Source organism: Nocardiopsis oceani (assembly GCF_054777395.1).
The window spans coordinates 34,455-56,744 of the sequence record NZ_BAAHAR010000049.1 but is presented as its reverse complement, the minus strand read 5'-3'; the positions used below and the strand labels follow the sequence as shown (position 1 = coordinate 56,744).

The following is a 22,290-nucleotide window of genomic DNA, read 5'->3' as shown; positions in this document are numbered from 1 at the left end:
GCCTCAGGAACCCAGGAGTCGGAAGTCGACGATGTTGCGGAGGAAGTCGCCGTAGCCCTCGTTGGCGTAGAGGGTGGGGCTGACCGCGTCGGCGCGGTAGCCGATCGCGCTCGGACGGGTGACCAGCGGCACCATCTCCGAGCGCTCGTCCACGGCGGCGCACAGATCGTTCAGGACTTCGTCGCGCTCGTCGCCGGCGGGGGTCTCGCTGGCGCTCACGACGAGGTCGTTGACCTCTTGGCCCCCGGTCATGAAGTCGGCCGTGAACGGTGACAGGTCGGTGTTCCACCATCGGGTGATCATGGCGGCGTCTCCGTAGCCCGCATACCAGTTCACGCCCATGTCGGCGTCGGCGGTGCTCCCGCTGTAGAAGACATCGCCGTAGGCGGCGTCGTCGATAATGTCGATCTCGACGCTGAGCCCGTAGCCGGCCAGCTGCTGCTGGATGACCTGGGCGATCTGGCCGGGGGCGCTCGCCGAGCTGTAGGTGACGAGGGACATCTCCAGGGACGTGACGTTCTCACCCTCCAGGACCTCGGTGATCTCCTCTTCCGGCATGAGCGCGGAGGGAAGTTCCTCGGCGCTGCAGGATCCCGGGAGTCCGGCGGGTGTGACACCGGTAGCGACCGCGTGGCCGCTGAGTGCGACTTCGGCGAGCTGGGCGCGATCGATCGCCGCGTTGACCGCGAACCGCACCTCGTCGGAGGCGAGCGGTGAGTCGGGGTCGGCCGAGTTGAGGATGAGGTAGTAGAAGTCGGTGTTCTGCTGGTAGACGACATGGGCATCTTCGGTGCCCTGGAGGTGTTCGGAGGCGTCGGCCCCGTCGAAGTATGCGAAGTCGGCGCTGCCGTCGCGGAGCGCGGCCAGGCGGTTGGACTCGTCGGCGACGATGGAGACGTCCACGGCGTCGATGGCCAGGTCGTCGTCACGCCAGTAGTGCTCGTTGCGCTCGAAGGTCCAGGATTCGTCCTGGACGTGTTCGGTGGCGACGAAGGGGCCGGTGCCCACCATTTCGGTCGTCGGGTCTACGGAGCCCTCGTCGATCTCGGTCATCGGGAGGACGGCGGCGGGGGTGCCGGCCAGGGCACCCAAGAACGCCGTGTGCGGTCGCTCCAGACCGACCGTGACCTCGTATTCGGCCGTCTCCTCGACCGAGTCCACCGGGCCGAGTTGGGCGGCCCACGGTGACTCGGATTCCAGGAGGAACTCCAGGCTGCGTTTGACGTCTTCCGCGGTCATGGGTCTGCCGTTGGAGAAGACCGCGTCCTCGCGCAGGGTGAGGACGTAGGTGGTGTGGTCGGGCTGGTCCCAGGAGGTGGCCAGGCCGGGGAGGAACTCGAAGTCGGGGCCGACCTCGACCAGGGTGTCGTAGCTGAGCCCCATGAGGCTCCAGGAGCGGGCGGCCTCAGCGGAGCGCGGGTCGAGCCCGTCGGCTTCGAGGGTGTCGTGGTCCAAGTGGACGTTGAGGGTGCCACCACCGTCCAGGGATTCGTCGGCCACCGCCAGGTAGCCGGGTTCCTGTTCGACCGAGGGGTCGGTCACGGGCGTGTCGGAGGCAGAGGTGCACGCGGCGAGCAGGGCGAGGACCACTAGCGCCGTACCGACGACCGTGGGTCGATGCGTCATGGGGGTGTCCTTGTAAACACGGGGGGTGAAGGCGCCCGGAACACACGAGGGCCGGGACCGGAGCGCCGGATCGTTCCGGCATGCAGTGAACCTAGTGTGAGCTCCCAGCTGAGTCAAGGGCGACCCGAACGGTTCACTTGGCCGAAACTTTCAGCTACAACCTCGTTGACTGCGCGTTTTCGCACCAAGCCGGGAGTTGACATCCGGAGCCAAGACTGCCTGGACTCAGGCTGCCGTAACGATCCGGCACTGTGCTCAAGAGACCGCGCCAGCGGGGGCGGGAGGCTGTTAGTCGGGAAGCGGTTCCTGATCGAACGGTCGTCGGGGTCCTCCTGCCCCGGCGGCTACTCCGCGCCCCCGGCTCCCGGCCGAGCGCGATCAGGTGGTCGTGCTCGGCCCCGTCCAGTTTCGGCGCCGAGGAGAGGCCGTCGTACCTCCAGCACGCGCCGCCACGGCGAGGCACTGGGGGGAACGCGAGTACCAGGTTCGATAGGCACTCCCTCACGAGTCACCGGTGACTTAGCGTGAGGGGTATGAACATTCCACACGCCACCCTGAACAACGGGGTGGAGATGCCGGTCCTCGGGTTCGGTGTCTTCCAGACCCCGCCGGAGCAGACCGTCGCGGCCGTGGAGGCGGCACTGTCCACCGGGTACCGGCACATCGACACCGCCGCGGTCTACGGCAACGAGCGCGAGGTGGGTGAAGCGGTCCGGCACTCCGGCCTGGCCCGCGACGAGGTCTTCCTGGAGACCAAAGTCTGGATCACCGACTACGGCCACGACGAGACCCTGCACGCCTTCGACAAGTCCGCCCGCAAGCTCGGCGTCGAGCAGTTCGACCTGCTGATCCTGCACCAAGCGCTTCCCGGGGAGTTCGAGCGGACCGTCCAGGCCTACCGGGCCCTGGAGAAGCTCTACACTGACGGCAGGGTGCGCGCGATCGGCGTCTCGAACTTCATGACCGACCACCTCGACCGGCTGCTCGACCAGACCGAAGTCGTACCGGCGGTCAACCAGATCGAGGTCCACCCCTACTTCCAGCAGACCGATCTGCTGAATTACAACAGCGAACTCGGCATCCTCAACCAGGCCTGGTCGCCGATCGGCGGCATCACGTTCTATCGCGACGGGTCAAAGGGTTCCACGCTGGAGGACCCGGTGATCCGAGAGATCGCGGCCGCGCACGGCAAGACGCCCGCGCAGGTGATGTTGCGCTGGCACCTGCAGCAGGGCCGCCAGGTAATCCCGAAGTCGGTGACGCCGTCGCGGATCACCGAGAACTTCGACGTGTTCGACTTCGATCTCACCGCCGAGCAGCTCGCCGCCATCGACGCGCTCGACACCGGTGTCCGCGGCGGTCCGGAGCCCGCTGACGTCACCCTCGAGACCTTCGGTGTGGAAATCCCCGAGGCCTGAGGAGTCACCGAGCGCACGCGCACGCTCGATCAGGGACCGGAGGTCTCCGCCTCCGGTCCCCTTCCCTTCATCCAGCTCGACACCGCAGGGATCCGACCCGTGGTCTTTCATGGGGATCCCCTTACCCGACCCGTTTCACCTACCCCTGAACTGTCATTTAGGCGCCCGCATGAGGTCGTCGCTAGGAGCTGCGTTCGCGTCCGTTTCCGGATGAGGGATATCGGGACAGTCCTTCCTTCCGGTTCCAGGGTTGGCCCGGCGGAGCACGGCCTTGTCGCACCGTCGACCAGGCCTCTCGCGATCACTGACCTTGTGCTTAAAATCAGAAATGGAATGTGACTTAATACCAGCAGGATGGATATTGGCACCCCATTCCCGCGCGCCCAGATATTCAACCACCATGCATGAAGATCCTTGCGGAATCCGGATAACTTCGCGTGATTAGACTATCCAAGTCGTCATGACGACAGATACACCGGAAACCGAGGACCGAAGGTGCGGTGGCGTAGCTGCGGAAAAGCTCCTGGACGTCACTCGGACTTTCCGAGGACGTCGCTGTCGATCTCGGCGCCAGCAATCTCACCGCGCAACCGATTGAGGTGCTCACGTGCCGCGACCGCCCCTGTCCGGTCGCGAGCGGCCAGTTCCATAGCTAGCGCGTGAGTGACGATCCAGCCCGCCAGGTTCTCGCCCGCAGCGCCCGAAGTGGAAGGGGGGGTCGTGATGACGGTATCGACTTCTCCCGCCAGTACATCCCCCAGCGCCTCAGTGATGACGACGGTAGGCGCACCGACTTCGGCGGCGCGGCGCAGCAGGGAATCGATCTCACGGAACAGGCGCAGCGGGGACAGGACCACCACCGCGTCATCAGGACCGAGGCCCAGCAGGTCATCGGCCAGCCGGAACCCCGTGGCCCCCAGAGCGGTGCAGCGTCGGCCCAGCCGACTTACCTCGAGAGACAGGTAGTGGGCAGCTCCGGACGCGGGGCCGATGCCGTAAACCACGGTGCGTTCTGCCTCTTCGATAACCCCGACGGCCTGGTCGAAGGCATGCGGGTCGACGGCATTAGGAAGGCGCCGGACGAGGTCAGCGCTGTCGGCGATGACCTGGTCGAAAACTCGGGCACGACCGATGTACTCCAGCCGCTGGTCAAGTACACGTGCGGGGTCGCGTCGGGCGGTCAGCATGTCACTGAGCGCCCGCTTGAGTTCGCGCAGGCCGCTGTAGCCCAGCGAGCGCGCGGTACGCACAACGGTGGCGTCGCTGGTTCCGGTCAGCGCGGCCAGTTCCGCGGCCGAAGCGGTCACGGCCTCCCCGGGCCGATTGAGCAGGAAGTCGGCAACGGTGCGCTCACGCGGTGACAGCGCGGCGATGTTGGCCGACACGCGGCCGGGAAGACCGCCCCCGCCAGCGGATGAAGTTTTCATTACTTGATTGACCCTTCGATGTAGTAAACACTACTATCCTGTGCACTGGCCCACACTAGGAGCTCCCAATGAAGCACCAGGTCGTCATTATCGGCGGTGGCGTCCACGGCTGCGCCGCCGCCTGGACACTCGCCGACGCAGGCGCCGACGTCCTCCTCCTCGAAGCCGACACCATCGCCTCCGGCGCCTCAGGCGGCTTCGGCCGCCGAGGAGTCCGAGGAAACCGCCGCGACCTGCGGGAACTACCCCTGATGAGGTCCTCCTACCGTCTCTGGCCCACTTTGGACGAACGGCTCGGCAGCCCAACCGGATACCAGCGCACCGGAGGCCTGTACCTCATCGAACGGGAGACCACCGGCACCAAGGGCGGCCTGGTCGCCGCCCGCGCCCATGCTCACATCCAGTCCCAGATGGGCGTCCCGACGAAGCTCATCGACAGGCAACGGCTCACCGAACTCGAACCGGAGGTCGCACCCGGTGTCCGCGCTGCGCTCTACGCGCCCCTGGACGGATCCGCCGACCACACTGCGACCACACTCGCCTTCGCCCAAGCCGCTCGCAAAAAGGGCGCAACCATCCGCGAGGGCACAGCCGTCACCGGCCTGCACCGCCATGGCGGCCGTATCACTGAGGTGGAAACCAACGACGGCAGTCGCCACGCTGTAGGCGAGGCCCTGTTGGTCCTCAACAACACCGGAGCCGCCAAACTCCTCCAGGACCAGCTCAAGCTGTCACTACCAGTCTGGCCGATCCTGCCCCAGGCCCTGCGCCTGCCAGCGGGCGCCGACGCGCCCCGGATCAACCATCTCATCGGCCACGACCACCGACCGTTGTCCCTCAAAGCCCTGCCCGACGGCTCCACCATGCTCAGCGGAGGCTGGCGCGGACGGTGGCGCGCCGAACTGGGCCGCGGTGAGACAACCGCCGAAAGTGTCTCCGGCAACATCGCCACCGCGGCTGCCGTGTACCCCGCCTTGGGCGGTACCCGCCCCGACATCGCCGACGCCGAACGGCCCGAATCCTGCAGTGTCGACGAAATCCCCATCATCGACCGCATCCCCGGCACCGCCAACGCCTGGGTCGGCACCGGATGGACCGGCCACGGCTTCGCCATCGCCCCGGCAGTGGCCGAAGCACTCAGCTTCTGGGTGCGGACCGGATCGCGCCCGGACAGCCTCTCCCCCTTCGCGCTCGCCCGATTCGACAGCGCGGCGCCCCCCAACCCGACCGCTGGCTGAGTCCCAGCCACGGTCAGCAAGGAGCACACATGTTCCCTACCGAAGAAATCAGCGGCGACAGCCTCAACACGCTCCTGTTCGCCATCACCGTTCTCGGACTACTCATCCTGGCGGGGGTCGTACTCCGGCTCCTCATCGCCCCGCTGCGCCGCATGTTCATTCCGGCGGCACTCATCGGCGGGACACTCGGCGCGATCCTGGGCCCCTACGGTGCGGGACTGTTCCCCGAAGCGATGGCCGCCACCTGGGCAGGGCTGCCCGAAATCCTGATCACGGTCGTGTTCGCTCCCATGCTCCTCGGGATGAGCATGCCCTCTCCACGCCAGACCTACCACCTCATCATGCCCCAGCTGCTGTTCGGTTACTTGGGCGTGGCCCTGATGGTCGGGGTCCCCATGCTGGTCTGCGCGGCCCTGCTAGTCCCGTTCTTCAATGTTGGGCCGATGTTCGGCACCATCGTCGAGATCGGCTGGCCGGGTGGCCACGGGACGGCGGCGGGAATGGCTCCCGTATACGAAGGGCTGGGGTGGTCCGACGGCGGTTCCCTCGCTCTGGCCTCGGCGACCGCAGGTCTGTTGTTCGGCATCATCGTCGGCGTCGTCATGATCAACATCGCCGCGCGACGAGGGGATCTCAGCGCCACCCGATCCGGGCGCCCAGCCGGCGCGCCCGATCTGCTCCCCGAAGAGGAACAGGGCCCATCGGGCCGGACCACGGTGAACAAGGACCTCATCGACGGCTTGGCATTCCATGGAGCGCTCGTCGCGGGCGCGATCCTCATCGGGTGGGTACTCCAGTACTTCGTTGATCAGGTCGTCCCCGGGATGCCGCTGTTCCCTCTGGCCATGATCGGTGGTGCGATCGTCCAGGCGGTCATCGCCCGTACACCGCTGGCGGCTGCCGTCGACCCCGGGACCCTTCGGACGATCCAGGGTGCCGCGCTCGACCTGCTGGTGGTCTCGGCGGTGGCCTCGATCACGGTTCCCGTCGTCGTTGAGAACCTTGTTCCGCTGAGCGTGCTCATGGCGGTGGCCGCCATCGTGTCCGTTGCCTTCTTCTACTGGGCAGGACCCCGGATGTTCCGCACGTCCTGGTTCGAACACTCCATCGTCAACTTCGGAACCCTGACCGGGGTGGCTTCCGTCGGCCTCATGCTGTTGCGCACAGCCGACCCGGGGATGAAAACCGACGCCGCCCGCGCCTACGCTCTGCGGGCACCGTTCTTCAGCCCGTTCCTGGGCGGCGGTCTGGTCAGCGCGGCGCTGCCGATGTTGGCACTGGGCCTGGGTCCGTGGGGTCTGGCGATCGGCGCCCTCGGGGTCGCCCTCTTGGTGTACGTCCTCGCCCGGCTACTGGGGCTGTGGCAGGCACCGAAGACCGGTGTGAAAACGGCCGCCTCGGCGTAGTTCCGCCCTGGCTACTGTCCCGACAAGACCGAAACCCAGGTTTACGAGCCGTTGCCCTTGGAGCTGGGCAAGACAGCTCCCTGTGGTGCGTCATTTCCTGAGAAGCCGGGCTCACGCCTAGGGACCCTTCCCCCATCTCCGTCCTTGATGGGCGGCTTGCGGAACCTATGCCCCGTCTTGACCGCGACGAGGTTTATCTCGCCGAAATCATAGTGAAAAGTGGACCTGCGGGCCCGGTAGGCGAACATGCCAAGCCCGCTCAATACCACCGAGGGATCGGGCCAGTCCCGTCAGACCTCTGCACGATTTCACCATTCGTGGCCTGCCGCACCCGCTGGCAGGCCACAGCGGCGTACCCCGGTCGGGGAGCCGCGGTTCACACAAGACCGTAGGGGCGCTCTCGGCGGCCCTGGTCAGGTTCAGGGAGAGGGAAGGAGCGCGGCGTGAGCATGACGACAGGACGCTACAAAGGAGCAATCGCCACCCCGTTCCGTGGGATACGGGACCTGATCTGCGATATGAACCGCATCGCCGACACGATGGCCTCGGTGCGGTCAGGCCCCACCGGCGATGTCGTCCACCCGTGGAGGCCGGCCACAGACATCGTCGCGCGCGGCACTGACGTGCTCATCCGCTGTGACGTTCCAGGCGTACTCCCCGAGGACATACAGGTCATCTACTCCCCGGGGCACCTCTCCATCACCGGCGTGCGCCGCCCCGAACGGGACAGGGGCACTGCTGTCTACGACGAAGACCGGACCAGCGGCGCCTTCCGGCGCGAGATCACCCTTCCCACGAGCGTGGTCCGCCGTGATGTGTGGGCTGAGCTCGACCAGGGGCTCCTACAGATCACGGTCAACGATGCGGCCCGCCCCACGAGGGAGATCGTGATCCCGATCAACGAGGTCACAACCGTTCCCGCTCCGCGTCCGCCGCAGACCTCCTCTCAGCCGGAGACACCAGTCGACGCCGGAACATCGGAGCAAGACGCCGGGCCGACCGGCGGGAGTGCGCCGATCGGCCCGGGGTGATGCCTCCGGGCTCGGAACCGGCGAAGGGAGCACCGGCTCTCGAGCAGTGTGGAGACCCTCCTCCCCTCCGGAGGAAGTTTCACATCGGCTCAGCGCGGGTCCTCAGCCCCGGTTCCCTCGCTCTCGGGTGAGTGCTCACGCAGGTACTCCTCAGTCCCCCGTTCGGCGCCGACGGCGGATTCGGCGAACTCAGGGGTATCGAAAACCTCGCCGGCGAGGGGGTCCTGGAGCGCGGCTTCCTCGTCCCAGTCGATCGCGCCGGTTCGGGGGTCCACCGTGGTGTCCTGCGGAGCGACATCGTGCACGGCCACCACCGTGCTTCCGTCCCCCGAACCGGTGGAGACAGCTCCTGTCGACACCGTGGGGCTGAGCCCGGCGAGTGTGGCTGAGGCTGAGCTGAGCCCGCCCCGGGGGTGCCCGTTCTTCTTCCCCTCTGCCCTCACGAGATCGCGCAGGTTCCTTTCGAGTTCTTCCTCTGTGTCGGACTGCTCCCGCACCGTGGAGACCAGCGCGGACGTGGTCGCGTGGGGGCGGATGCGCACATAGCGGGGCATGACCGCGATTTCGTAGCGAAACATCTTGACGAGCGCGACGACGGCCAGAACGTAGACGACGGAGAGCGGCGCCGCTCCGGCCAGCGAGCTGACCTGGAGCACGGTCAGAGCCGCCTCGCCTCCCGCGAGCAACAGCAGGGCCCCGGCGGCGCCGAGGAGGCAGGACCAGAAGAGGCGCGTCACACGAGGGGTCTCGGCCCGACCGCCATGGCAGAGGACGTCGACCACGAGTGAGCACGAGTCGGCGGAGGTCACGAAGAACAGAGTGATGACGAGGATCGCCACTGCGGAGAGCAGTGCGATGGCTACTCCCCCGACAGGCAGGTTCTCGAAGAGCAAGAACAGGGAGGTGTCGGTGTCGATGGCTCCGTCCCCTCCGACCATTCCGCCTTCGGAGATCTGGTAATGGATCCCGCTGCTACCGAAAATGGTGAACCAGAGGACCGCGATGGCGGTGGGCGCCAGCATGACGCCGAGAATGAACTCTCGGATGGTGCGGCCCCGGGAGATCCGGGCGATGAACATACCGACGAAAGGAGCCCAACTGAGGAACCAGCTCTGGGTGAACAGGGTCCAGTCGAGTGTCCATCCGTCGTCGACCCCCGCCCCGGTCACGAACATGAGTTCGGGAAAGGCCTGAATGTACTCCCCGGTGTTCTGGACCAACGACTGCAGGAGGAAAACGGTCGGCCCGAGAAGCAGCACGCCCAGTGCCAGCAGGGCGGCAAGAATCATGTTGACGTGCGAGAGCCAGCGCAGGCCCTTGTACAGCCCCGTGATCACGGAGACGGTGCTCACCGCGGTGATGACGACGACCAGCCCGACGAGAACCATGTCGGAGGGGTCGAACCAGCCGAGGTGGGCCAGACCGGCCTGGATCTGGAGGACCCCCTGGCCGAGGGAGGTCGCCACTCCGAAGAGGGTACCGACGACGGCGAAGACGTCGATGGCGTGACCGACCCAGGACTCGATGAGCTTGCGACCGAAGACGGGTTCGAGCAGCCATCTGATGGACAGGGGGCGCCCCCGGCGGAAGGTCATGTAGGCCAAGCCGAGTCCGACCACGGCGTAGATGGCCCACGCGTGCAGACCCCAGTGGAACATGGCCTGGCCGATGGCGGCACGCGCAGCTTCGTCACTGCCCGGTTCCACCCCCAGAACCTCCGGCGGAGCGACCATGTGGTTCAAGGGTTCGGCCACGCCCCAGAAGACCAGGCCGATTCCCATACCCGCGGCGAACAGCATGACGAACCACGTGAGCACGGAGAACTCGGGCTTTTCGCCGTCACGACCCAGTCGGATGTTCCCTGCTCTGGACAGTGCGGCCCAGAAGGAAAACACCAGGAGCATGGTGACGGCCAGAATGTACCACCACCCGAGCACTTCTCCGATTCCGTCACGAATTCCGGTGAAAGCCGCCTCGGCATCGTCTCCGTACTCCGCCCCGTACCATGTGGCGAGGGCGAGTGCACAGACAACGATGAGGACCGATGGAACGAAGACCGGTTTTGAGAGGCCTTGCCACACGGATTTCAGCGAATTCTCTGAATCTTTCTGTCTCAGAACGGAAGACAAGTGCATTTTCCTTAACTAGGTTTTCTTGCGCCCCTGGCCACCAGCGCATTCGATGGCTCGCGGGAATCGCGGCCGGGAGTCAACTTGGACCCGGATCGTCGCCGACTGTTCTCCGTCGATCGGAACGAGGCCGCAACGCCTTCAGCGAGGTTCTGGTTCCCGCGCACTGACGGGCTTCAGAGCGCAGCGGGGAACCATATTCCGCTGGATGCAAGGGCGGTGTTGTTCGGTGTCCGCCTCAGCGGGACGCCGCCGAGGGTGCTGGGCCGAGGGTGGCCGGGGGAACGCCAAACCGTTGCCGGCCCAGGCAGCCACCATCGTGGGACCCGTCACCCTTACGCCGGGGTCGGCCTCCAACGGAGGAGGCAAGGAGAGCCGACTCGCACAAGAGAGCTATGAGCCCGGACAGCCAGGCGTTGCGTAGGGCCGGTGCGGGTACCACGGGTTGCGCGAGGAGGAGTGCAGGACGCTACCGGGAATCCCCTGACCACGGTTGGCTCGCTCTAACCCTCACGAGCAAGCGGTGTCAGGATGACCGGGAGGATACGGTCCGGCCGTCGTCCACGCCAGGAACCCGGTCCAAGCGGCTCCGCTGACAACCTGTCGCACGGCCCTGGACGCATGGGGGCGGGCGGGTTTCCACTGACGTAGTGACGTCCTCTCCCTCCTTCGCAGGACACAGACCCGGTGCCGTCCGATCCACAGCAGCACCAAGGCATGGGGGCAGCAGGCTGTGCGGCGCCGGGAGGTACTGAGCCAGCCTACCTGCGGCGATCGAGCTGAAAGCGCCCCCGGGCAAGAGCATGGACCCCCGGTCGCGGGACCGAACCGGGTCCCCGAACATCGAGCGATCGGCCGCGGATCCAGCAACGAGCGCTCTAGCCGACATCCGCTGCTCGGCGACCCCTGGGGCACTGTGGCCCCGAATGGTGAGCCGGTTGCGTTCCTCACACACCGGCGCACTCCACGTCGTGACGGCCGGCGCACCCTCATGATCGATCGTCGGACACGTCGGTGCGGAAGTATCGTCACGCGGTGCACGATGTTCTGAAGGAACACCGCCACGCGCCCTTTGGGCGGCGCGCACCACCGAGAGGGGCCGATGATGTCCGAGGCAGGCCATGCGCCCAAGAAGGTCAAGTCCGCCAGTAGGGCGTTGGACATCGTGGACCTCGTCGCCGAGCGGGGCAACGTGACCTTCCAGGATGTCGTCGACTCGGGCCTGCCGAAGTCGAGCGCGTACAGCCTGTTGGCCACTCTGGTCGAATCCGGCTGGCTGGAACACTCTCCGGACACGAGGCGCTACCGCCTGGGCTTGCACGCCTGGCAGATCGGCCAGGCCTACGATGGCCACCAGCTCCTGCTTGAGGCATCGCAGGAGATCATGGACGACGTGGTGGCACAGGTCGGGGAGACGGTCCAGCTGGCCCGCCTCGAAGGCATCGAGAACGTCTACATCGCGATCCGGCTGTCACCGAAGCCGATACGCATGGCCTCGTCGGTCGGCATGCGGTTGCACGCGCACGCCACCGGGATCGGCAAGGCGCTCCTGAGCACTCTGGATCAGCGTGAGGCACGCCGCCGCCTCGACTCTGTGGCTCTGCCGAACCTGACCGAGAACACGGTCACCGACGTCGACGAGCTCATGCGGGTCATCTCCCGAAGCCGCGATCTCGGCTTCGCCGTGGACAACGAGGAGTTCATCGAGGGGTGCCGGTGCGTGGCCGTGCCCGTGACCACGGAGGCCGAGACGGGCGTGTGCGCCGCCTTGAGTATCACGATGCCCACATCGCGCACCGACGACCGGTGGCCGCACTCGATGTACCCGGTCCTGCGGGACGGCGCGAACCGTATCCGCCGCGCCATGGGACTCACGGGCTCCCTTTCACCCTGAGCGGCACAGGCACTTGTGTCTTGGGTCACCAAGTGCCATACTCCCGCGAATTCACGAACTAGAACCTTGGTTCACACATGTGAACCCAGGTGGATTCGAGGGAGGATCACATGACTCGGCCAGCTGGGCCCGGGAGCGCCACGCCGCTCCAGCCCCACGGCGCGGAGGGGGTCGAATGAAGGCCCTCCGCCTCGCGGACTACGGCCGGATGGAGGTCGTCGACCTACCGAAACCGGAAGCGGGCCCTGGTGAGGTACTGATCCGTGTCGTCGCGACAGGTGTCTGCGGATCGGACCTGCACGGCTTCACCGGAGAGAACGGGCGCCGCGTTCCCGGCCAGGTGATGGGACACGAATCCGTCGGAACGGTCGAGGGCCTCGGTACCGGGGTCGACGGTCTCGATGTCGGGGACACCGTCACGTTCAATCCTGTCGTGATCCCCGAGGACGACGTCGAGGCGTTCGCAGGACGTGAGCAACTGTCCCCGAACAAGCGGGTGATCGGTGTGACGCCGGACATCGTCGCGTCCTTCGCCCAACGCATCGTCGTTCCCGCCCGCAACGTCATCTCGCTGCCGACGGCCATGCCGGTCGAGCTCGGCGCGCTCATCGAGCCCTTGGCGGTCGCGGTCCACGCAGTGCGCAACGCGAACGTGCGATCCACCGACGCGGTCCTGGTCCTGGGCGGTGGACCCATCGGGCAGTCGGTGGTGCTGGCGCTCCACATGCTCGGCGTGAGCCGCATCGCCGTAACCGAGGTCCTGCCCTCACGCCGCGCGCTCCTCGATGAGCTGGGCGTCACCGCCGTCGACGCCGATGGTGGGGGCGCCGCCATCGCGGACGCTCTGGGCGGTCCCGCCGACACGGCGATCGACGCGGTCGGTATCGGGGCCACCCTGAACCAGGCCCTGAACTCCACCAGGCTCGGCGGAACGGTGTGCCTGGTCGGGATGGGGGCGCAACAGCTCACGCTCGACGCCTTCCTCGTGAGTACGCAGGAACGCGCCATCGTGGGCTCCTTCACCTATTCGGCCCAGGACTTCCGGGATGCAGCCGCTTGGATCGGCTCCGCCCCGCCTCAAGCACGGTCCCTCATCTCCCGACAGGTTCCGCTCGCGCTCGCACCACGCGCGTTCGCCGAGCTCGCCGCGGGTGACGACACCCCCGGGAAAGTTTTGATCAGACTCGACGAGGAGCAGTAGACCATGCAGCGAGCTATTGCGCAGGTGCGCGCCTACACGGTGCGGGGCAAGGGCGCGGACTATCACGACCAGTCGGGCTACCACTGGATCGACGACCACATCGCAACGCCCATGTCGGTCTATCCCGAATACCGGCAGTCACGCCGAAGCTTCGGCATCAACGTCCTGGGCACGCTCGTCGTGGAGATCGAGGCCGACGACGGGACCGTGGGGTTCGCGGTGAGCACGGCCGGGGAACTGGGCGCGTGGATCGTCGAGAAGCACCTCGTGCGGTTCCTCGAGGGGCGCCCGGTCACCGACATCGAACGCATCTGGGACCAGATGTACCGTTCCACGCTCTACTACGGTCGGCGCGGCGTGGTCCTGAACGCGATCAGCTGTGTCGACCTCGCCCTCTACGACCTGCTGGGTCGGCTCCGCGACGAACCCGTCCACGCCCTGCTGGGCGGACCCGTACGGGACGAACTGCACTTCTACGCCACGGGCAGTCGTCCCGACATCGCCAAGGAACTGGGGTTCATCGGAGGCAAGATGCCTCTGCACCACGGCCCGGCCGAAGGCGAGGAAGGGCTCCGCCGCAACCTGGACGAGCTCGCCGAGATGCGGGAGAGGGTCGGCGACGACTTCTGGCTCATGTGGGACTGCTGGATGTCCCTCGACGTCGACTACGCGACGAGGCTGGCCCACCGGGCGGCGGAACACGGCCTGAAGTGGATCGAGGAAGCGCTCATCCCGGACGACTACTGGGGCTACGCGCAGCTCAAACGCCAGATGCCACCGAGCATGCTGGTCGCCACCGGCGAACACGAAGCGACGCGATGGGGTTTCCGGCAGCTGCTCGAAACCGGCGTGGACATCATCCAGCCCGACGTGGGCTGGTGCGGGGGCATCACCGAGCTGCTCAAGATCTCGGCCCTGGCCGACGCGCACGGCACCCCGGTCGTCCCGCACGGCTCCTCCGTGTACTCGTACCACTTCGTGGTTACACGCACGAACAGCCCGTTCTCGGAGTTCATCATGATGCACGAGACGGCTGAGGAGATCGTGCCGATGTTCTCCCCTCTGCTGCTCGGCGAGCCGGTTCCCGAGAACGGTCGGCTCCGCGTGCCGGACGCCCCCGGTTTCGGGGTCGAGCTCAACCCCGCGGTCGAGCGAGTCCGCCCCTTCACCCACTAGGAGACCATCGTGCGATTCATGAGACTGGGAGACGCGGGACATGAGATTCCCGTCGTCATCGCTGCTGACCGCGTGCTCGACCTTCGTCCCGTAACGGAGGACATCGACGGCGGCTTCCTCTCCGACGGCATCCCCCAGGCACGGGCGGCGGTCGACGCCAGCCGCCTGAAACCTCTGGCAGGCGCCGAGAGCATGCGCGTCGGTGCCCCGATCGCCCGGCCCACCGCCGTCCTGTGCATCGGACAGAACTACGCGGCGCACGCGGCCGAGTCCGGGAGCCCGCCCCCCGAAGTACCGATCCTCTTCTTCAAGCACCCCAACACCGTGGTCGGCCCCTATGACGATGTGGCCGTCCCGCCCGGTGCCGAAACGGTGGACTGGGAGGTCGAGCTCGGCGTCGTCATCGGCCGCAGGGCACGGTACCTGCGGTCCCCGCAGGACGCCCTGGCGCACGTCGCCGGATATGTCACCAGCAACGACGTCTCCGAGCGCACTTACCAGAACCAGCACTCCGGGGGCCAGTGGTCCAAGGGAAAGTGCGCCGAGACATTCAACCCGCTCGGACCCCAGCTGGTGACCGCGGACGAGGTCGATCCACAGGACCTCAGGATCTGGTCACACGTCAACGGTGCAGCCCGACAGGACTCGACCACCTCCGACATGATCTTCACCGTGGCGAAGATCGTCCACCACCTGTCCCAGTACCTCGTGCTGGAGCCCGGGGACCTCATCAACACCGGAACGCCGCAGGGCGTGGCTCTCTCCGGACGGTTTCCCTACCTGCACGCCGGCGACGTCATGGAAATCGGTATCGACGGCCTGGGCTCGCCCCAACGGCAGAACCTCGTGGAAGCACGTCCCTAACAGCGGACGCATTCCGCTCCTGACCCCCCGATTCCTCGACCTCCCGATCGCTGTGCGGCGGTCGGGAGGTCGAGGACCACTCCCCCGGTCAGGGACCGACAGAAAGGACAAGGCCCCGGCCAGAACACGGATCCTGGCCGGGCGGTGGTGGCACTCATGACTGACCTGATCTGGCTCGCTGGCAGCATTCTGGTGATCGTTCTGTTGATCACCAAGGTCAAGCTGCACCCCGCCATCTCCCTGGTGATCGGCACCCTGCTGCTAGGGCTCCTCACACGGGTCCCGCTGGCGGACCTCGCCGACACGGTGACCGGTGGCTTCGGGGAGCTCATGGCCGGGATCGGTCTCTCCGTGGGCTTCGGGATCATCCTCGGACAGCTGCTGTCCGACTCCGGCGGCGCACGCGTCATCGCCCGCACCGTGGTGAACGCAACCTCGGAACGCTTCGCCATGTACGGCCTGGCCGGCGCGGCGTTCGTGCTGTCTATTCCGGTGTTCTACGACGTCACCTTCGTCATCCTCGTCCCCTTGGCACTGGCCATCGCCCGTGAGGCGCAGAAATCCATGCCCTTGGCCGTCGGGGCGGTGGCTCTGGGCGCGGGTACGTCGCACACGTTGGTCCCCCCTACCCCGAACCCGCTGGCCGCAGGCGAGATCCTGAACTTCGACGTGGGGATCATGCTCCTCATCGGCGGGGTCAGCGGGGTGATCGCGATGGTTCTGGCCGTCGCGGCCTACTCCGCGATCCTGCCCAGGATCTGGCGTCCGGAACGGGACCAGGAGGAACAGCCCGCCTTCCTCGAACACGACGATCAGGTAGCCCGACCCGAACCCGGCTTCTTTGTCTCATTGCTGCCGATCCTCACACCGGTGGTACTGATCCTCTCGGGAACCACCTGGGCCGCGGTGGCTGGCGAGACTCCCACGTGGCTGACGGTCCTGACCGACAAGACCGTGGCGCTGCTCCTCGGGGCGCTCGTCGCCTACCTGGTGTCCTCCCGCACCATGGCCCGGCCCGAGATGGAGCAGTCGGCCACGACCGCGGTCCAGAGCGCGGGAATCGTACTGCTCATCACCGGTGCCGGGGGTGCCTTCGGGGCCGTGATCGAGGCCGCGGGGATCGGCGAACTCATCGCCGACTCGGTGGTTGCCTTCGGCGGCAACTATCTCGTTGGCCTGCTCGCCTGCTACTTCGTCGGGATGGCGTTCCGCGTGGCTGTCGGGTCGGGCACGGTCGCCTCCATCACCACGTTGACGATCATGGCCTCGCTCGCCCCCACGCTCGGCATCCACCCCGTCTGGGTCGCCATGGCGTGCCTGTCGGGTGCGTTGAGCCTCGGGCACATCAACGACAGCGGGTTCTGGGTCACAGCGAAGCTCCCGGGGTTCTCGGTGACCGGCGGACTGAAGACCTATACGCTGGCGCAGTCCATCGCCTCCGTGTTCACCCTCGTGATCGTACTGATCGGGGCAACGGTTTTGCCGATGAACTAACGCGTGCGCGGCGGCCGGGGATCCGCTGAGGTCATCGCCCAAGGCCCGGGAACCTCGGAGGCGTCGACTGTGTCGAGATCCTCCAGCCACAGGCACGGCCTTCTCCTTCAACAGAGTGCCTCCGCAGTGTCCCCATGGACGAGGGGCGGTCCCTATCGTGTGGAAGATGGATGCGATCAGTAGTGCGTGGTGCGGACGCCTCACCTACGAGGTCACGCAGGCTCTGCTCCTGCGGTACCGCGCGGAGCTGCCAGGGTATGAAGCGCTCGAAGACAGTGCCCTGCGCAACGATGTCGACTTTTCCGCCGGCTGGCATTCAGGCGTCGTCCTGGCAGCGGATCCGACACGTCACCATCCTGAACCGAACATCTTCGTCAACAGCGCGATCCGCCGGTTCGACCAGGGCGTCCCCCTGCAGTCGCTGCTGCGGTCCTACGAGATGTGGGCAGAAGAGTTGTGGCGACTCGTGCTGGATCCGGCCTTTGGGGCCGAACTGACTCCCGGCCGAACGCTGGAACTGGCAGCAGCCCTGACTCGTCACGTGGAGACGGCACGGTCGTCAGTCGAACGCACCTACATCAACCGTGGCCTCCGTAAGACGAACGGCCTCAGATCGGACCTGCTGCGAGAACTGCTTTCGACCGATGAGCAGCCCAGCAATTTCGTGCACCTGTTGGCTGTCTCGTTGAGGCTCGACTTGTCAGTGCCGCACTCTTTGGTCCTAGTACGGGCGCGTGACTGCGCGACCGTCGGGCAAGAAGCGCTGCAGCAGGCGCTGCAGACCACGACCCAGATTCTGAGCTCGGCTCAATTCGCAGTCCCGGTGAGCGGGCTCGACGGAGACGATGTCGTGGCCGTCTGCGCTTTGGGCAGTAGTCCGCCCCGGCCCTTGCGGGAGACAGCCGACGACATCGCCCAGCGACTATCCGACTTCGTCGTCGGTGTGAGCAGCCCCTATCGGACCATCGGTGGGTTCAAGCACGCCTACCTTGAGGCCCTCAACGCGATCACGTACGCGCCCAGCCGCGGCGAGCGCCGGGCCTTTTCCTCCTCCGAAGCGTTGGTGAACCGCATCCTGCGCCAGAGCGAACTGGCCGAGGAACTGCGGCAGATGACCATCGCCCCCGTCGAGAACTACGACCGTGAGCAAGGGTCAGAGCTACTGGTCACCCTCCAGACGTACGCCGAGGCGCAGTTCGCTCTCTCCACGGCCTCGACGATGCTGCACGTGCATCCGAACACGGTTCGTTACCGGTTGCACCGCGTGCACGACCTGACGGGGCACGACCCCTTGACCTCGCCCGGCATCTTCGTCCTGCTCGCGGGGCTCCGACTCATCGGCCCCACGGATTGATTCCGCATTACCTCTTTGCCGATCCCACAGGTAGCGTCCGCCACTTTCTCGGTTCCCACTAGTGAATTCCTCCTGCCCCCGCGGATAAGCTGCGTGGAAAGTTCTTGAACCGCTCGTTCCCCTCGCGATTCATAAGAGGGCGGCAGCGGACCGGCAGGTTTGCCTAATCGGTATTTTATCCTGCCACCAAAGAATTTTCATGGGCTCGGATTTCTTGTCGGAATTTCCCCTGGAGGATGGCTTTGCAGAAAGTCGCTGTGATCGGAGCCGGCGTCGTGGGCAGCACGATTGCCGCAACTCTGAGTGCGCGTGGGCATACCGTCACTGTCTTGGACGCCGGTCAGCCCGGTCACGCTGTCAGTGAGGCCAGTTTCGCTTGGGTCAATGCAAATTACCGCAAGCGGCCCGCCTCTTACCGGGAGCTGAACCGGCGGGCCGTGCAGACGCACCACCGGTGGCGGCGCGAAGGGAAGGCCCCGTGGTTCTACCCCACGGGCAGCCTTGCCGTCACTGGAGGGACAGGCGGACAGGAAAGCATGGAAGCCGCCGCGCACGAGGATGAGCCCATAGAGGAACTCGGCGGTTCCGAACTGCGGCAGCGGTTTCCCGACCTGGGGCCGGGTGTTGACCACGCCTACTTTCACCCCACTGAGGGCTGGGTCGACACGCGGCACCAGATCGCCCATCAGCTGTCCACCGCGGTCGACGCCGAGGTGCGAACGTCCTGCCCGGTAACACGCATTGTGCCCAGCAACAACGGACACGGAGTCGCCCTGCACACGGCCGGCGGCCAGATACACGCGTTCCACACCGTGGTGATTACGGCCGGCAACGGCGCGGCGCCACTGCTGCGGGACCTGGTCGCCGTGCCGCTGCTCACCACTGGTTCGGGCACTGCCAGGATCGGGATGACCATCGAGACAGAACCGCTCGACACTCCGCCGACGACGGTCCTGAGGTCCCCCGATGTCTCGATCCGGCCCACAGCCGAGGGCGGGGCGGTCATCGCCGACCACGCCACCGCAGCGAACTTCAGCCACGAAGACCCTGACCTGTGGTCGCTGCCCCGTGTCCTTCTCGACCGGGCCGCTGCGATCATGCCGGACCTCTCCCCCGCCCGTATCGCGCGGGTCCGCGTCAGCGAGCGCGTTATGCCCCCGGATGGACTGCCCGTCATCGGTCGGCTTCACCCAGGGGTCCTCACTGTGCTGATGCACAGCGGCGTCACTCTAGCCCCTTTGGTGTCGGAGTACATCGCCGACGAACTCGAAAGCAGACCCGTACCAGAGCTGGATGCCTACCGACCGAGCCGCTTCTGACCTTGCCCATCAACAGGAGTGAGTGATCATTCACCATGAGCAAGAACGCAAACTTTCGCATGTTCCAATCGGTCGTTTCCTTGACGACAGTCGGGATACTCCTGGCCGCGTGTACGTCCAATGACGGCGAAGGCTCCGCCACTGGCGGTGGGGAAGGAACCGGCCCAGCGGCGGAGCTTCTGCCAGATCTTTATCAAGGCGGCCAGATCACTGTGGGGGCGATCTCCGGCCAGGCACCGATGATGTTCGTCGACGAAGACGACGAAACCGTGGTCGGTGTGGAGGCTGACGTGCTCCGTGCTGCAGGCGAGATCCTGGGTGTAGAAGTCGTCTTCGAAGAGACCGACACGGCGAGTGTCATTCCGGGAGTGCTCGCCAACCGGTTCGACCTCGCCGCCGGAAGCCTCACGTACACGGAAGAGCGCGGGGAGCAGGCCGACTTCGTCGCCTACGCCGAGTACGGACACGCGCTCGCCACCATGGCTGGGGACGAGGACGACTACTCCTTCGACAACCTCTGCGGACGCACCGTCGGCGTACTCGCGGGGTCGCACCAGCATGAGCAGTTCCTGCCGGAGATGAGCGAGGAATGCGTTGACCGTGGCGAACCCGAAATCACGGGCAGTGACTTCCCGGACGCGAACTCTCTCTACCTGGCCCTGGAAAGCGAACGAGCCGATGTCCTGTTCCTGAACGAGGTAGGCGTCCTCCACCGGATTGAGGAGTCCGACGGCGAGTTCGCCATGGCCGACAGCGGATCCGGGATTGACAATAAAGGGATTGTGATCAATCGGGACACCGATCTCGGAGAGCCCCTGCAAGTCGCCATCGATCAACTGCAAGAAGAAGGATCATTGCAGGAAATTTTCGATGACTGGGGCATTGAGGACGCCGCCTCCGAAGAAATCGTACTCCATGCGGAGCATTCCTGATGGCTCGTATTAGCAATCCAAAACCACCGATACCTCATGCGGCCGATGCTGATGAGGCGCCCCGGCTCACGGTGGTCCCACGACGTCATCCCGTGCGTCACACCATGACTCTGGTGGCCGCAGTGCTCCTCGGGCTCCTAGCCTGGTCAGTATGGGCCAACCATCGTTTCCAGTGGGACGTCGTCGGGGGATACCTGTTTTCCGAGTCCGTTCTGCGAGGGGTGGGTCAGACGCTGCTGCTGACCGTTCTGGCGGCCGTTTTCGCAGCAAGCGTCGGAGCTGTCGTGGCAGCCATGCGGATCTCAGGCGTGGCGCTCCTGGCCGCCGTCGCCTCCGTGTACATCTGGGCGTTCCGCGGAACGCCACTGCTGGTACAGCTGCTTTTCTGGTACAACCTCGGCGCTCTCTACCCACAGATCGGACTGGGCATTCCCGGTGGGCCTCAGATTATGCTCGGTACTGCCAATGATCTTATCACCCCGCTTACTGCAGCCGTTCTCGGATTGGCGCTCAATGAGTCCGCCTATGCGGCAGAAGTCTACCGGGGCGGGATCCTGGGCGTGAGCAGGGGCCAGTTCGAAGCGGCACAGTCCCTTGGCCTCACCCCGGCACGCACATGGTGGCATGTGGTTATTCCACAAGCACTGCGCATCATGATCCCCTCACTGAGCAACAATTTGATTCGCCTCACTCAGGCGACTTCCTTGGTCAGTGTGATTTCGATGTCGGAGCTCCTGCATTCGGTTCAGACGATCTACTCCCGAACATATGAAACGATCCCCCTGCTCATCGTTGCGGTGATCTGGTATCTGGTGATCGTCTCGGCTCTTTCGGCCCTGCAGTCTCTCTTGGAGCAGCGACTTGCTGGAAAACGGCAACGATGGAGCCAGACATCGATCAGTGCACTAACCAAGGCCATCACCCCGTTCAACGGCTGGCCAGGGGAAAGGAGATGACTATGGAACCCCTTGTCCAAGTGAGCAACGTACGCAAGAAATTCGGGGACAACATTGTCCTCAAGGACATCTCACTTGAGGTCACTGAAGGGGAGGTTTTGTGCCTGATCGGCCCGTCCGGATCTGGAAAGAGTACGCTTCTCCGGTGCATTAATCACCTGGAGTCGCTCGATGGTGGGACTATCGTCGTCGACGGCCAGACCATTGGCTACCGCCCTGAGGGAACAGAACTCCATGAACTTCCCCGACGAAAGGTCGCCCGTCAGGTCAGACCTATCGGCATGGTTTTCCAGCAGTTCAATCTCTTCCAGCACCTTTCAGCGTTAGACAACGTCATGCTGGCCCCGGTCCACGCGGCCGGGGTACGCAAGAAGCACGCGCGGAAGCGCGCTGTCGGGCTGTTGGACCGGGTGGGACTCGGCGATCATCTCGCGAAGCGCCCCGGAACCCTCTCCGGAGGTCAGCAGCAGCGGGTCGCTATCGCCCGCGCTCTGGCCATGGAGCCGAAACTGATGCTGTTCGACGAAACCACCTCCGCCCTAGACCCTGAACTGGTGGGCGAAGTCCTTGAAGTCATGCGTGACTTGGCCTCGGACGGCATGACGATGGTCGTGGTCACGCACGAGATGGGATTCGCCAGCGAGGTGAGTGACCACGTCGCGTTCCTGGCGGACGGCCACCTGGTTGAGTACGGAAAACCCGCACAAGTGCTGCACGCACCGCTCCAGGACCGGACACGGACTTTCCTGGCGAAGGTCGAGTGAGACCGGTGGCGCCCGGTCGGCACCGGGCAGCCACCACGGGCACGTACCGAGATTCGCTGCA

17 protein-coding genes are annotated in these 22,290 nt (G+C 65.7%); 14 read left to right on the top strand and 3 right to left on the bottom strand.

What is annotated here, in order from left to right:
• Nucleotides 1-3: 3 nt before the first annotated feature.
• Nucleotides 4-1,626, bottom strand: a complete 1,623-nt coding sequence (locus tag ACYVDG_RS26380) for an ABC transporter substrate-binding protein (RefSeq protein WP_460759277.1) — start codon at nucleotides 1,624-1,626, stop codon at nucleotides 4-6.
• Nucleotides 1,627-2,159: 533 nt separating this feature from the next.
• Between ACYVDG_RS26380 and ACYVDG_RS26375 the strand changes: the two genes are divergently transcribed.
• The gene (locus tag ACYVDG_RS26375; protein WP_460759274.1) at nucleotides 2,160-3,044 is read left to right on the top strand and encodes an aldo/keto reductase; all 885 of its coding nucleotides are present in this window, start codon (nucleotides 2,160-2,162) and stop codon (nucleotides 3,042-3,044) included.
• A gap of 530 nt (nucleotides 3,045-3,574) precedes the next feature.
• Here ACYVDG_RS26375 and ACYVDG_RS26370 read toward each other — a convergent pair.
• The gene (locus ACYVDG_RS26370) at nucleotides 3,575-4,471 is read right to left on the bottom strand and encodes a MurR/RpiR family transcriptional regulator (RefSeq protein ID WP_460759270.1); all 897 of its coding nucleotides are present in this window, start codon (nucleotides 4,469-4,471) and stop codon (nucleotides 3,575-3,577) included.
• Between the two features lie 68 nt (nucleotides 4,472-4,539).
• Between ACYVDG_RS26370 and ACYVDG_RS26365 the strand changes: the two genes are divergently transcribed.
• The 3 genes from ACYVDG_RS26365 to ACYVDG_RS26355 all read left to right on the top strand — a co-directional run bounded on the left by ACYVDG_RS26365 (nucleotide 4,540) and on the right by ACYVDG_RS26355 (nucleotide 8,146).
• Nucleotides 4,540-5,709 carry an NAD(P)/FAD-dependent oxidoreductase gene (locus ACYVDG_RS26365; RefSeq protein WP_460759267.1) on the top strand — a complete coding sequence of 390 codons (1,170 nt, stop codon included), beginning with the start codon at nucleotides 4,540-4,542 and terminating at the stop codon, nucleotides 5,707-5,709.
• A 29-nt stretch (nucleotides 5,710-5,738) separates the two neighbouring features.
• A complete protein-coding gene (locus tag ACYVDG_RS26360; RefSeq protein ID WP_460759264.1) occupies nucleotides 5,739-7,115 on the top strand; it encodes a sodium/glutamate symporter in 1,377 nt (458 codons plus the stop codon).
• 449 nt (nucleotides 7,116-7,564) lie between these two features.
• Entirely contained in the window at nucleotides 7,565-8,146 is a 582-nt protein-coding gene (locus tag ACYVDG_RS26355) for an Hsp20/alpha crystallin family protein (RefSeq protein WP_460759346.1), read from the top strand.
• 89 nt (nucleotides 8,147-8,235) lie between these two features.
• Here ACYVDG_RS26355 and ACYVDG_RS26350 read toward each other — a convergent pair whose 3' ends face one another.
• Nucleotides 8,236-10,281: a BCCT family transporter gene (locus tag ACYVDG_RS26350; protein WP_460759259.1), complete on the bottom strand. Its 2,046-nt coding sequence runs from the start codon at nucleotides 10,279-10,281 to the stop codon at nucleotides 8,236-8,238.
• Nucleotides 10,282-11,380: 1,099 nt separating this feature from the next.
• On the opposite strand from ACYVDG_RS26350, the gene ACYVDG_RS26345 reads away from it, so the two are divergent.
• The 10 genes from ACYVDG_RS26345 (at nucleotide 11,381) to ACYVDG_RS26300 (ending at nucleotide 22,229) form a co-directional block, all read left to right on the top strand.
• Complete coding sequence (locus ACYVDG_RS26345; RefSeq protein WP_460759255.1) at nucleotides 11,381-12,169, top strand: IclR family transcriptional regulator; 789 nt, start codon at nucleotides 11,381-11,383, stop codon at nucleotides 12,167-12,169.
• Between the two features lie 175 nt (nucleotides 12,170-12,344).
• Complete coding sequence (locus tag ACYVDG_RS26340; RefSeq protein ID WP_460759250.1) at nucleotides 12,345-13,370, top strand: zinc-dependent alcohol dehydrogenase; 1,026 nt, start codon at nucleotides 12,345-12,347, stop codon at nucleotides 13,368-13,370.
• A gap of 3 nt (nucleotides 13,371-13,373) precedes the next feature.
• Complete coding sequence (rhmD, locus tag ACYVDG_RS26335) at nucleotides 13,374-14,546, top strand: L-rhamnonate dehydratase (RefSeq protein ID WP_460759245.1); 1,173 nt, start codon at nucleotides 13,374-13,376, stop codon at nucleotides 14,544-14,546.
• Between the two features lie 18 nt (nucleotides 14,547-14,564).
• Complete coding sequence (locus ACYVDG_RS26330; RefSeq protein ID WP_460759239.1) at nucleotides 14,565-15,410, top strand: fumarylacetoacetate hydrolase family protein; 846 nt, start codon at nucleotides 14,565-14,567, stop codon at nucleotides 15,408-15,410.
• Between the two features lie 156 nt (nucleotides 15,411-15,566).
• Entirely contained in the window at nucleotides 15,567-16,904 is a 1,338-nt protein-coding gene (locus ACYVDG_RS26325) for a GntP family permease (RefSeq protein ID WP_460759235.1), read from the top strand.
• Between the two features lie 166 nt (nucleotides 16,905-17,070).
• Nucleotides 17,071-18,258: a PucR family transcriptional regulator gene (locus ACYVDG_RS26320; RefSeq protein ID WP_460759232.1), complete on the top strand. Its 1,188-nt coding sequence runs from the start codon at nucleotides 17,071-17,073 to the stop codon at nucleotides 18,256-18,258.
• 236 nt (nucleotides 18,259-18,494) lie between these two features.
• Complete coding sequence (locus tag ACYVDG_RS26315) at nucleotides 18,495-19,577, top strand: NAD(P)/FAD-dependent oxidoreductase (protein WP_460759229.1); 1,083 nt, start codon at nucleotides 18,495-18,497, stop codon at nucleotides 19,575-19,577.
• A gap of 35 nt (nucleotides 19,578-19,612) precedes the next feature.
• Nucleotides 19,613-20,509 (top strand): transporter substrate-binding domain-containing protein, encoded by an 897-nt coding sequence (locus ACYVDG_RS26310; RefSeq protein WP_460759224.1) that lies wholly within the window; start codon nucleotides 19,613-19,615, stop codon nucleotides 20,507-20,509.
• A 113-nt stretch (nucleotides 20,510-20,622) separates the two neighbouring features.
• On the top strand, nucleotides 20,623-21,465 hold the full coding sequence (locus tag ACYVDG_RS26305; RefSeq protein WP_460759220.1) for an amino acid ABC transporter permease: 843 nt from the start codon (nucleotides 20,623-20,625) through the stop codon (nucleotides 21,463-21,465).
• A gap of 2 nt (nucleotides 21,466-21,467) precedes the next feature.
• Nucleotides 21,468-22,229, top strand: coding sequence for an amino acid ABC transporter ATP-binding protein (locus ACYVDG_RS26300; protein WP_460759217.1), 762 nt, complete (start codon nucleotides 21,468-21,470; stop codon nucleotides 22,227-22,229).
• Nucleotides 22,230-22,290: the final 61 nt, after the last annotated feature.